The sequence below is a fragment of the Azospirillum sp. P4_B5 genome (assembly GCF_056402275.1).
On sequence record NZ_JBFUHT010000031.1, the window covers coordinates 1 to 11,928 of the forward strand.

Genomic DNA, 11,928 nt, shown 5'->3' on the forward strand with positions numbered 1-11,928 from the left:
GACCTGGTGGTCATGGCGAGGCTCCCAACACCCGATCCCATTCCGAACTCGGCCGTGAAACGCCTCAGCGCCGATGGTACTGCGTCTTAAGACGTGGGAGAGTAGGTCGCCGCCAGGTCACCACGGCACACGCCAMACCATCCAAGGACGTGGACGGAGCAGGGATCAAACACACTTGACAATCGGCTTCATGAACGGCAAGGCCGGCGCTTTCCCCTGTGGGAGGCGCCGGCTTTTCGTCGTGTCTGGCCGTCGCTGCGGGCCCCCTCCCTAACCCTCCCCCGCCGAAGGCGGGGGAGGGTTAGGGTTGCCGGAGCGGTGGTCGAGTTGGGTCAGGATCGTCTGGGCCTCGGTCAGCAGGGCGTCGCGGACGCGGATGTATTGGTCGAGGGAGGTCCCGGATCGTTGCCGCGCCTGCAAAGCGGCGATCTGGATGTCGAGCGCGTCGAGATCGCGGTCGATGCATTTCAGCGCGTTGCGCGCCCGTTGCTCTTCCTGCGCGTTCATGGCCACTCCTCCCGTGTCTGGTCTGGATTTCCGGCGAATCGCATCCGAACGAGGTACGGCTTTTTGTTTTGATCTCCCTGGCACTGCTTTTGCTGAACGAATTCCGTTCACGAGCGTCCGCTCGGCAAGCTGAGAGGGAGACTACGATGGCGTCACGCGGAATCAATGCCGGTTTGGTGATTACGGTCGCTCAGAGTGCCATCGACTTTCTGTGGTCGCATTGGGACGGCTCGTCCAAATCCGTCCGTTCGGCGCTGATGGCCTCGGAATTCTGGACGCTGCAAGCCTATGGCCGGCATGGCCAGTGGGTGCAGTCGGTCACCCGCGACGCGTTGGTCGAGTTTCTCGGCAATTACATCGACCGGCGCCTGGAGGTCGGCGACAGCGAGGACCGGGCGGTCGCCACCGCGGTTTACCGTCTCACGGGCAAGACGGTGGGTGCGGTCTGAGCGCAGGCTGAGGGCCGGGGTGCATGCTTTTTGTTCGGATGCCCATGGGGTGAGCAGTGCCTCCCATGGGCGTCCGGGAAGCGGATGTCACTCGGGGTCGGACCACAGCTTACCGCCGCTGGCCCAATCGCTCTTCTTCACGTCGTGGAAGATGACATCGACCGCTTCCGGGCTGCAGCCGAGCACCGCGACCGAGGCTTCGGTGAGCGCCTTGGCGTAGGCGCGCTTCTGCTCCGGCGTGCGGCCTTCGAAAAGCTGAACGTTGATCAACGGCATAGTCGTTCCATCCCCTTTGTTGCGGACCGCGGTCCGGAAAGCTCAGCTCCTGTAGTCCGGGCAGCGCCGGTCCAGGCGTCGCAGCAGCGCCGGCCATTCCAGTTCGCCTTCGGGCTCCGGATCGGCGGTGAGCTGCCGGTAGGTCTTGTCGCACAGCTCCGGCGCCGGCGACACCAGTTCCGCGCCGGCCGCCTGCGCGGCGAGCTGCATCCGGCACGCCTTGTCCAGCATGTCCATCAGGCAGAAGGCCTCCGCCACCGTGCGCCCGGTCACCAGACTGCCGTGGTTGTGAAGCAGCATCGCCCGGCAGGAGCCGAGATTGGCGACGAGGCGGACCTTCTCGCTGTCGGTCAGGGCCAGCCCCTCGTAGCGATGGTAGGCGAGGTCGCCATAAAAGCGCAAAGCGTGCTGGGACAGCGGGAGGAGCCCGTCCTTCAGCATCGACACCGCCACCGCCGCCTCGTTGTGGAGGTGCATGACGCAGCGCGCGTCCTCGCGCGCCGCATGGACGGCGCCATGGATGACGAAGCCGGTGGCGTTCACGAGGTGAGGGCTGTCGCCGACGATGGCGCCGTGGATGTCGATCTTGACGAGGTTGGAGGCGGTCACCTCGTCGAAGGTCAGGCCGAAGGGGTTGATGAGGAAGCGCTCCGGCTCCCCCGGAACGGCCAGCGAGATGTGGGTGTAGATCAGATCGTCCCAACCGCGCTCCGCGACTAGGCGGTAGGCGGCGGCGAGATCGACCCGCGCCCGCCACTCGGCGTCACTGATGCCGGTACCGGCGATGCGCGGTCCGGCATGGACGAATGATCCGCGGGTGTCGGTCACGGTCGGCTCCCGGTCTGTGCGATGAGCGGGGGAGCTTCGCATGGCGCGAGGTGGTTGTCCAAGCGTGGTGCTGGGACTATTCCGGATTTTGGAAATCACTGACCCGCCCCGGTTGCGGTCCCTTAGACTGTGGGGCTTTCCGCCGCCGAGTGCACACCGATGACCATGACCGCGCCAGTCTCCACCCCGTCCGACCGCAGCGCGCCGGAGGATGGCCGGATGGAGGACCAAGCGAAGCCCTCCATCCTCGTGGTGGACGACGAGGAGGGGATTTGCAGCTTCCTGTCGCGCGCGCTGGAGCGGCGCGGGTGGCGGGTCGAGGTGGCGGGCAGCGCTGAGGAGGGCGCCCGGACGCTGGAGCGCATCCACGCCGAGGTGATCATCCTAGACGTTGCCCTGCCGGGCCGCTCGGGGCTGGATTGGCTGAAAGAGTTGATGGCCGGCGGCTATGCTGGCGAAGTGATCCTGATCACCGCCTTCGCCGACATGGACACGGCCATCGACGCGCTGCGCTCGGGGGCCGCGGATTTCGTGCTGAAGCCCTTCCGGGTCGAGCAGATCCTGAATTCCATCGACCGCTGCGTCGAGCGCACCCGACTGACCCGCGAGAATTACGTGCTGCGCCGGCAGCTGTCGAAGAAGGACAGCGGGCGGGATGAGATCGTCGGGCGGTCGGACGCCATGGCGCGGCTGCGCTCCCTGGTGCAGCGGGTGGCGCCGACCCCGTCCACCGTGCTGATCCAGGGTGAGTCCGGCGTCGGCAAGGAACTGGTCGCCCGCGCGCGGCACGACCTGTCGCCGCGCGCCGACCGGCCCTTCGTGGCGGTGAACTGCGCGGCGATCTCCGCCGACCTGATCGAGGCGGAGCTGTTCGGCCACGCCCGCGGCGCCTTCACCGGGGCCAAGGATGCGCGCAAGGGCCTGTTCTACTACGCCCACGGCGGCACGCTGTTCCTGGACGAGATCGGCGAGCTGTCGCTGACCCTGCAATCCAAGCTGCTGCGCATTCTGGAGGAGCGGCGCATCCGCCCGGTCGGCAGCGAGCAGGAGGTACCGGTGGACGTCCGCGTGGTCACGGCCACCAACCGCGACCTGAAGGCGGAGGCCGCGGCGGGGCGCTTCCGCCCGGACCTGTTCTACCGGCTGGAGGTGATGACCCTGACCATCCCGCCGCTGCGTCAGCGCGCGGTGGACGTGCCGGAACTGGCCGCGCTGTTCATGCGCTTCCTGCCGGCGCGGCTGGCCGTCCCGCCGCTGACCCTGACGCCGGAGGTGACGCGGGCGCTGATGTGCCATTCCTGGCCCGGCAACGTGCGCGAGCTGCGCAATTTCGTGGAGCGGTCGCTGCTGCTCGGCGAATTCCCGCTCGACGATCTGGACACCGCCAACGCCACGGCGGTGGAGGCGGGACTGGCCGCGGACCCCAGCCTGTGCGCCGCGGCGGTGGCCGGCAACCCGCCCTGCGCCCCCTGTCCGGTCCGCCACGTTCGCATGGACGGCGACAGCGACGTGCTGCCTCTGGCCGAGGTGGAGAAGCGCCACATCCTGACCGTGCTGGCGCGCTGCGACGGCAGCAAGGCGCGCGCCGCCGACCTGCTGGGCGTGTCGCGCAAGACGCTGGACCGCAAGTGCGTGGAATGGGGGGTGTGACGCCCCAATCCCCGGCGCCCCGCTCCAATCCGCCCCGGCCCAACATGCTGAAGCGGCTGGCGGCGGCCTACGCGGAGTCGGTGCGGCTCAAGCTACTGGCGCCGCTGCTGGTCGGCGCGCCGGTTCTGCTGATGATCGTCTGGGCCTGGGGGACGCAGGGCTACGACCAGCTTCTGGTCAACAAGGTCAGCTCCGACCTGGGAACGGCGCGGCAGTTCTTCGACCGGGTGCAGATGTCGCTGCGCAACGGGTTGGAGGGGGTGGTGACCTCCCACCGGTTGGCCCTTTTGTTGGAGCGTGGGGTGCTGGAGCGCGGGACTCCCGCCGACCTGCGCCGGCTGCTCGACGAGGAGGCCGAGGAGCACGGGCTGGACTATCTGCTGCTGCTCGACGCCGGGGGCATGGTGCGGGCGGGCGGGGCCTTCGCCGTCCCGGCGGACCGCAGCGGCTGGTCGGTGGTGCGCGAGGCGCTGCACGGCTACGCGCAGCACGGGCTGGAGGTCTTCGCCCCGGCCGAGTTGGAGGCGCTGAACCCGGCGCTGCGCCGGGTCGCCCACACGCCGCTGGTACCGACCCGCGCCGCCCGGCCCGATCCGCGCAGCGTCGAGGATCGCGGGCTGGTGATCCAGGTTGCCATCCCCATTGGTGGGCCGGACGGGCGGCTGCTCGGGGTGCTGGAAGGCGGGGTGCTGCTGAACGGCAACCAGGGCATCGTCGACCGACTGAACACCATCGTCTATCAGGACGCCTCGCTGCCGCTGGGCAGCCAGGGCACCGCCACGCTGTTCCTGGGCGACACCCGCATCGCCACCAATGTCCGGCTGTTCGAAGGGCAGCGGGCGCTGGGCACCCGGGCGTCGCAGGCGGTGGCGGACAAGGTGCTGGACCGCGGCGAGCCGTGGCTGGGCTCGGCCTTCGTGGTCAACGACACCTATGTGTCGGGCTATCAGCCGCTGGCCGACACCGCCGGGCGGCGCATCGGCATGCTCTATGTCGGGTTCCTGGAATCGCCGCTGCGCGACACGCTGTACAAGGCGCTGGGCGGGCTGTTCCTGCTGTTCCTGCTGGTGTCGGGGCTGGGGACGCTGGTGGGTCTGCGCGGTGCGCGGGCGATTTTCCGCCCGTTGGAGCGCATGGCCGGCGTCATCGCCCGCATCGAGGGGGGCGAGGATTCCGCGCGCATCGGCCCCACCGCCAGCCGGGACGAGCTGGGGCGGCTGGCCCGCGCCTTCGACCATCTGCTGGATTCCGTGGCGGCGCGGCGGTGGGAGCTTCAGCGCTCCGCCGAGGAACTGGACCGCAAGGTGGCGCTGCGCACCGCCGCGCTGGAGGAGGCCAACGCCACCCTGCGCCGCGCCCAGCAGCAGCTGGTGATGAACGAGAAGCTGACCGCCATCGGCGAGCTGACCGCCGGGGTGGCGCACGAGATCAACAACCCGGTCGCGGTGATCCAGGGCAACCTCGACCTGCTGCGCGAGGTGCTTGGCGACGGGATCGAGCCGGTGCGCCAGGAGGTCCGGCTGATCGACGAGCAAACCCGGCGCATCCACGCCATCGTGACGAAGCTGCTGCAATTCGCCCGGCCCGGCGACTTCGCGGGCTACGCCGAGCCGACCGACGTGAACGGCGTGCTGTCCGACTGTCTGGTGCTGACCCGGCACAACCTGAACCGAGCGCGGGTCGTGGTGACGCTGAAGGCCCAGGCGGGAGGCCCGGTGGAGATGAACCGCGGCGAGCTTCAGCAGGTGCTGATCAACCTGATCGTCAACGCCATGCAAGCGATGCCCGTGCCCGAGGGCGGCCGCCTGACGCTGGACAGCCGCGACATCGGCCCGGACGAGCGTCTGCCCGGGGCGGAGCCCTTCGAAGGGGTGCTGGTGGGGGTCGAGGACACCGGCCACGGCATCGCGGCGGGCGATCTGGCCCGCATCTTCGACCCCTTCTTCACCACCAAGAAGCAGACCGGGACGGGGCTCGGCCTGTCGATCAGCTACGCCATCGTCCAGCGCTACGGCGGGCGGATCACGGTGGAGAGCGTTCCGGGGCGCGGCACCCGCTTCACCCTGTGGCTGCGGCGGCAGGCCGTCTATTCCGACCAGCCGACCGCGCCCTTCTTCGCCGCCCAGCGGATCACCGCGGGGGGCTGACCGGTCTTTTCCCCTTACCCCGCAACCGCCAGGAACGGGTTGACGCCGATGCGCCGGTACTCCTCCTCGCCAAGCAGCAGGTCGAGCGCCAGGGTGGCGAGGTCGTCGGCTACCGGGTCGAGGTCCGGCGCCTTCTCCAGGAACAGCAGCTTCAGATAGCTGTGGCAGGCGTCGCAGGTCTCCGCCCGCACCGCGCCGTTGGCCTCCGTGCCGTCCGCCCCTTCGACGAAGCGCTGGGACACGTCCTTGCCATCGCCGCAGGCCACGCAGGACGAGCGCACATGGTGCCAAGCGGTGTGGCAGATCCCGCAATGGAGATAGCGCAGGCCGCCGCTCTCCATGCCGACCTGCAGCACGCCGGCGACCGGCGCGCCGCCGCAGACCGGGCAGGCGGTGGCGGTGGCGTGGGTGGTCACCGATGCCGTGTCGAGCGCCGCGGCGTGGCGCGTCCAGGCGGTCTGGAAGGCCGCGGCGAGGAAGGGCGCGGCGGCGAGGTCGCCGTCCTCCAGCGCATCGCCGGCCCAGCGACCGGCCAGGGCATCCAGGGTGTTGGCGTCGGACGCGGCGAGCGCGGCCAGGGCCTCGCATGCGCCGCCGGGCAGGGTGTCGAGCTTGGTGGCCAGGGCGCGCAGGTCGGCGGCCCACTGCTCCTCCGGCGGCAGCGTGGCGGGGGTGGCGGCCACCGCCGCCTGGGCGTCGGCCAGCGTGGCGACGAAGCGCAGCCAGTCGCCCATGGCGTGCCCCTCCGCCAGCGCGCGCAGGCGCGCCGCCCGCCGGGCGAAGATCGCCACGTCGGGCAGGCGCAGCGGGGCCGGCGACTGGCCCGGGACCAGACCGGCAGCGGCCATGGCGGCGGCAGTCGCTTCGGACATCGCCGCTTCGGAAATCGGGGCGTCGGAGGAGGAGGCGGTCATGGTGGCTTTCCCGGTCACGGATCACGAACGATAAGAAGGGATAGCACAGCGCAAGAACGGTGCCAGGAGCGGAACCCATGTTCCTTCTCCCCTCTGGGGAGAAGGTCAGGATGAGAGGGCGCCCGTAAGGGCGGAGAAGCGCTGCATGATGGATGCGCCTACGGCCTGCGGCCGCCCCCTCACCCGGCCCTTCGGGCCACCCCTCTCCCCAGAGGGGCGAGGGGCTCCATTCACCCCCCGACAGATTGTCCTCCACACAAAGGTTGGGGACATTTTGTCCATCGCCGGCTGGACAAAATGTCCCTCGGTGGGGTGCGGGCATGGCCGGTCCGTCCGTCCGCCCCAGCAAATACCCTTCATTCCGCCCGTGGCTCCGGCTGGCACGGAATCTGCCCTTTGGGGGATGCGTCGTTCCGGCCGGGTCAACCCCGGACGGCGCGCGCGCCACCGGTTCCAGGCGCTCAAGCGCCGGGCCGGCATATCCGCACACCAGGGCCGACACCAGGGAGGTTTCATGCCCATCACACCCATGCAGGTATCACGGCGGCAGTTCTTGAAGGTCACGGCGGGCGGTCTCGCCGCCTCCAGCATGGGAGTTCTGGGCTTCCTGCCGTCCGAGGCGCTGGCCGAGGTGCGCCAGTTCCGCCTCGCCCGCGCCAAGGAGATCCGCAACACCTGCCCCTACTGTTCGGTCGGCTGCGGCCTGCTGATGTACAGCCTGGGCGACGGTGCCAAGAACGCCAAGGCCGAGATCATCCACATCGAGGGCGACCCCGACCACCCCGTCAGCCGCGGCTCGCTCTGCCCGAAGGGCGCCGGTCTGCTGGACTTCATCCACAGCCCGAACCGCCTGAAACACCCCGAGGTCCGCGAGGCCGGCTCCAACAGCTGGAAGCGCATCTCCTGGCATGAGGCGATCGAGCGCATCGCCCGCCACATCAAGGACGACCGCGACGCCAACTTCGTCACCAAGACCGCCGACGGCGTGACGGTGAACCGCTGGCTGTCCACGGCGATGCTGACCGCGTCCGCCTCCTCCAACGAGACGGGCATCCTGACGCAGAAGGTCATGCGCTCGCTGGGCATCGTCGGCACCGACGCGCAGGCCCGCGTCTGCCACGGCCCGACCGTGTCGGCGCTGGCCTCGACCTTCGGGCGCGGGGCGATGACCAACAGCTGGGTGGACATCTCCAACGCCGACTTCATCCTGATCATGGGCGGCAACCCGGCGGAGGCGCACCCGGTCGGCTTCAAGTGGGCGGTCGAGGCCAAGAAGCGCGGCGCGCGCATCGTGGTCGTCGACCCGCGCTACAACCGCTCCGCCGCGGTGGCCGACGAATACATGCCGATCCGCGCCGGCTCCGACATCGTGTTCCTGGGCGGCGTCATCAACTGGCTGGCCGCCAACGACAAGATCCAGTGGGAGTATGTCCGCGCCTACACCAACGCCGCCTACATCGTGAAGGAAGGCTACGGATTCGAGGACGGGCTGTTCAGCGGCTACGACGCGGCCAAGGGCCAGTACGACCGCTCGTCCTGGAACTACGAGGTCGAGGCGGACGGGAACACGGCGAAGACCGACCCGACGCTCCAGCATCCGCGCTGCGTGTGGAACCTGATGAAGGCCCACTACGCGCGCTACACGCCGGAGCTGGTGACCGACCTGACCGGCACGCCGAAGGACGCCTTCCTGCGCGTCTGCCAGCATCTCGGCTCCACGGCGGTGCGCGACCGGGTCGGAACGATCCTCTACGCGCTGGGCTGGACGCAGCACACGGTGGGCGCCCAGAACATCCGCACCATGGCGATGATCCAGCTCCTGCTGGGCAACATCGGCATGCCGGGCGGTGGCGTGAACGCGCTGCGCGGCCACTCCAACATCCAGGGCCTGTCCGACCTCGGCCTGCTGTCCACCAACCTGCCGGGCTATCTGACCCTGCCGTCGGAGAAGGCGCACCCGACCTTCGCCGACTACATCGCCAAGACCGCGCCGAAGGCGCAGGCGCCGGGCCAGCTCAACTTCTGGGCCAACACGCCGAAATTCTTCGTCAGCTTGCTGAAATGGTTCTGGGGCGACAAGGCGACGGCGGAGAACGACTGGGGCTACGACTGGCTGCCCAAGTGGGACAAGATGTACGACGTGCTGCAGGTCATGGACCTGATGCACAACGGCAAGGTCAACGGCTTCATCGTCCAGGGCTTCAACCCGCTGACCTCCTTCCCCGACGCGCGCAAGACGGCGGCGGACTTCGCCAAGCTGAAATACATGGTGGTGATCGACCCGATCGCCACGGAGACCGCTTCCTTCTGGCAGAACCACGGCGAGGTCAACGAGGTCGACACCGCGTCGATCAAGACCGAGGTGTTCCGCCTGCCCTCGACCTGCTTCGCCGAGGAGGACGGGGCAATCGTCAACTCCTCGCGCTGGCTGCAGTGGCACTGGAAGGGCGCCAACCCGCCGGGCGAGGCGAAGACCGACCAGGAGATCCTGGCCGAGCTGTTCATGGCCGTCCGCACCCTCTACGCCAAGGAGGGCGGCACCGCTCCGGAGCCGATCCTCAACCTCTCCTGGCCCTACAAGAACCCGCTGGAGCCGACGCCGGAGGAGCTGGCGAAGGAGCTGAACGGCCGCGCGCTGGCCGACATCCCTGACCCCAAGGATCCCACCAAGTTCCTCGCCCGCAAGGGAGAGCAGCTTCCCAACTTCGCCCTGCTGCGCGACGACGGCACGACGATGAGCGCCTGCTGGATCTTCGCCGGCAGCTGGACGCAGGCGGGCAATCAGATGGCCCGGCGCGACAACACCGACGCCGGCCTGGGCAACACGCCGGGCTGGGCCTGGGCGTGGCCGGCCAACCGCCGCATCATCTACAACCGCGCCTCCTGCGACCCGTCGGGCAAGCCCTGGGACCCCAAGCGCACCCTGATCGCGTGGAACGGCACCGCCTGGGCGGGCGCCGACGTGCCGGACTTCAAGGTGGATTCGCCGCCGGCCGACGGCATGAACCCCTTCATCATGAACCCGGAGGGCGTCGGGCGGCTGTTCTGCACCGACAAGCTGGTGGACGGCCCCTTCCCCGAGCATTACGAGCCGATGGAAACCCCGCTCGGCACCAACCCGCTGCACCCGAAGGTGGTCAGCAGCCCGGCGGTGCGCATCTTCAAGGCCGACCGCGAGCGTCTGGGCACCCATGACCAGTTCCCCTACGTCGGCACCACCTACCGCCTGACCGAGCATTTCCAGTTCTGGACCAAGAGCGTGCGGCTGAACGCCATCGCCCAGCCGGAGCAGTTCGTGGAGATCGGCGAGACGCTGGCGGCGGAGAAGGGGATCCAGGCCGGCGACTGGGTCCAGGTCTCCTCCAAGCGCGGCCACATCAAGGCCAAGGCGGTGGTGACCAAGCGCATCAAGGCCCTGAAGGTGGCGGGCCGCACCGTCCACCAGATCGGCATCCCCCTGCACTGGGGCTGGGAGACGGTGGCCAAGAAGGGCTTCCTGTCCAACACGCTGCCGCCCGCCGTCGGCGACTGCAACACCCAGACCCCGGAATACAAGGCGTTCCTCGTGAACGTCGAGAAGATCGGAGTGGCGTAAGTCATGGCACTGCAATCCCTCGATATCCTGCGCCGGTCCGCCACCCCGACGCCGCAGGCCCGCAACCCGCAGGAGGTGGCGAAGCTGATCGACACCACGGTCTGCATCGGCTGCAAGGCCTGCCAAGTCGCCTGCTCGGAATGGAACGAGCTGCGCGCCGAGGTCGGCACCTGCGTCGGCGTATACGACAACCCGACCGACCTGTCCTCGCAGGCCTGGACGGTCATGCGCTTCAACGAGGTGGAGGAGAAGGGCAAGCTGGAGTGGCTGATCCGCAAGGACGGCTGCATGCACTGCGCCGACCCCGGCTGCCTGAAGGCCTGCCCGTCGCCGGGCGCCATCGTGCAGTTCAAGAACGGCATCGTGGACTTCCACCAGGAGAACTGCATCGGCTGCGGCTACTGCATCTCCGGCTGCCCGTTCAACGTGCCGCACCTCAGCCCAGCCGACAGCAAGGCCTACAAGTGCAACCTGTGCTCCGACCGCGTCGCGGTGGGGCAGGAACCGGCCTGCGTCAAGACCTGCCCGACCGGCGCCATCCAGTTCGGCAGCAAGGAGGACATGATCGAGGTCGCGGCGACCCGCATCACCGACCTCCAGTCGCGCGGCTACGACCAGGCGGGCCTCTACGACCCCGCCGGGGTGGGCGGCACCCACGTCATGTACGTGCTGCATCATGCCGACAAGCCGGCGCTCTACTCCGGCCTGCCGGACAACCCGTCGATCAGCGCCGTCGTCGGCGTGTGGAAGGGCATGCTGAAGCCTCTGGCGACGCTGGGCGTCGCCGCCGCCGGCCTGTTCGGCTTCTTCCATTACATCACGGTCGGCCCGAACCGCGCCGATGACGAGGACGAGGCGGATCACGGCACGCCGCCGGTCCCGCCCGCCCAAGGAACCAAGCATAAGGAACGGGAGAACGCGCTGTGAAGACGTCGGAAAAGCTGATCCAACGCTACTGCGCCGCGGAGCGCATCAACCACTGGATGGTGGCGGTCTGCTTCGTTCTGCTGGCCATCTCCGGGCTGGCCTTCTTCTACCCGGCCTTCTTCTGGCTGACCGGCGTGTTCGGCACGCCGCAGCTCGCCCGCATCGTCCATCCCTTCGTCGGGGTGGTGATGGTCCTGGCCTTCGCCCGCCAGTTCTTCCGCTACGCCCAGCACAACCTCATCAACAAGGAGGATGTGACGTGGATGATGTCGGTGAGGGAGGTGATGAAGGGCAACGAGGTCGGCGACATCGGCCGCTACAACGGCGGCCAGAAGGGCATGTTCTGGGTCATGGTGCTGTGCATGATCCTGCTGCTGGTGTCGGGGGTGATCGCGTGGCGGCCCTATTTCGCGGGCTATTTCCCGATCCCGGTCATCCGCGTCGCGCTTCTGGTCCACGCCGCCAGCGCGCTGGTGCTGATCGCCAGCATCATCGTCCATGTCTACGCCGCGTTGTGGGTGCAGGGCACGATCCGCGCGATGGTCGAGGGCGTGGTCACCCACGCCTGGGCGCGCAAGCACCATCCGCGCTGGTTCCGTCAGGTGACCGGCAAGGAAACCGGGCATTCGTGACCG

General features: G+C 68.7%; 10 protein-coding genes and 1 rRNA gene. 7 read left to right on the forward strand and 4 right to left on the reverse strand.

The annotated features are described in order from the left end of the window. Positions 1 to 2 precede the first annotated feature (2 nt). Positions 3 to 118: ribosomal RNA gene (gene rrf, locus AC1DVI_RS21695) — 5S ribosomal RNA — on the forward strand. Positions 119 to 270: 152 nt separating this feature from the next. On the opposite strand, the gene AC1DVI_RS21700 is transcribed toward rrf, so the two are convergent. Further along, positions 271 to 507, reverse strand: a complete 237-nt coding sequence (locus tag AC1DVI_RS21700) for a hypothetical protein (RefSeq protein WP_476959735.1) — start codon at positions 505 to 507, stop codon at positions 271 to 273. A 146-nt stretch (positions 508 to 653) separates the two neighbouring features. Between AC1DVI_RS21700 and AC1DVI_RS21705 the strand changes: the two genes are divergently transcribed. Then, complete coding sequence (locus AC1DVI_RS21705) at positions 654 to 956, forward strand: hypothetical protein (RefSeq protein WP_149166081.1); 303 nt, start codon at positions 654 to 656, stop codon at positions 954 to 956. A gap of 87 nt (positions 957 to 1,043) precedes the next feature. Here AC1DVI_RS21705 and AC1DVI_RS21710 read toward each other — a convergent pair whose 3' ends face one another. Then, positions 1,044 to 1,232 carry a 4-oxalocrotonate tautomerase gene (locus tag AC1DVI_RS21710; RefSeq protein WP_476959736.1) on the reverse strand — a complete coding sequence of 63 codons (189 nt, stop codon included), beginning with the start codon at positions 1,230 to 1,232 and terminating at the stop codon, positions 1,044 to 1,046. Between the two features lie 42 nt (positions 1,233 to 1,274). Next, complete coding sequence (locus AC1DVI_RS21715; RefSeq protein ID WP_476959737.1) at positions 1,275 to 2,060, reverse strand: class II aldolase/adducin family protein; 786 nt, start codon at positions 2,058 to 2,060, stop codon at positions 1,275 to 1,277. Positions 2,061 to 2,219: 159 nt separating this feature from the next. On the opposite strand from AC1DVI_RS21715, the gene AC1DVI_RS21720 reads away from it, so the two are divergent. Both AC1DVI_RS21720 and AC1DVI_RS21725 read left to right on the forward strand, forming a co-directional pair. Further along, positions 2,220 to 3,710, forward strand: coding sequence for a sigma 54-interacting transcriptional regulator (locus tag AC1DVI_RS21720; RefSeq protein ID WP_476959738.1), 1,491 nt, complete (start codon positions 2,220 to 2,222; stop codon positions 3,708 to 3,710). Continuing rightward, entirely contained in the window at positions 3,707 to 5,857 is a 2,151-nt protein-coding gene (locus tag AC1DVI_RS21725; protein ID WP_476959739.1) for a cache domain-containing protein, read from the forward strand. Before AC1DVI_RS21720 ends, AC1DVI_RS21725 begins: the two co-directional genes overlap by 4 nt. A gap of 14 nt (positions 5,858 to 5,871) precedes the next feature. Here the strand turns inward: AC1DVI_RS21725 and fdhE are convergent, their stop codons facing one another. Continuing rightward, positions 5,872 to 6,771: a formate dehydrogenase accessory protein FdhE gene (gene fdhE / locus AC1DVI_RS21730; RefSeq protein ID WP_476959740.1), complete on the reverse strand. Its 900-nt coding sequence runs from the start codon at positions 6,769 to 6,771 to the stop codon at positions 5,872 to 5,874. A gap of 514 nt (positions 6,772 to 7,285) precedes the next feature. On the opposite strand from fdhE, the gene fdnG reads away from it, so the two are divergent. From fdnG to AC1DVI_RS21745, 3 genes are read left to right on the forward strand one after another with little or no spacing between them, the layout of a single operon-like run. After that, positions 7,286 to 10,366, forward strand: a complete 3,081-nt coding sequence (gene fdnG / locus AC1DVI_RS21735; RefSeq protein WP_476959741.1) for a formate dehydrogenase-N subunit alpha — start codon at positions 7,286 to 7,288, stop codon at positions 10,364 to 10,366. Between the two features lie 3 nt (positions 10,367 to 10,369). Beyond that, a complete protein-coding gene (gene fdxH / locus AC1DVI_RS21740; RefSeq protein ID WP_476959742.1) occupies positions 10,370 to 11,293 on the forward strand; it encodes a formate dehydrogenase subunit beta in 924 nt (307 codons plus the stop codon). Continuing rightward, on the forward strand, positions 11,290 to 11,925 hold the full coding sequence (locus AC1DVI_RS21745) for a formate dehydrogenase subunit gamma (protein ID WP_476959743.1): 636 nt from the start codon (positions 11,290 to 11,292) through the stop codon (positions 11,923 to 11,925). Before fdxH ends, AC1DVI_RS21745 begins: the two co-directional genes overlap by 4 nt. Positions 11,926 to 11,928: the final 3 nt, after the last annotated feature.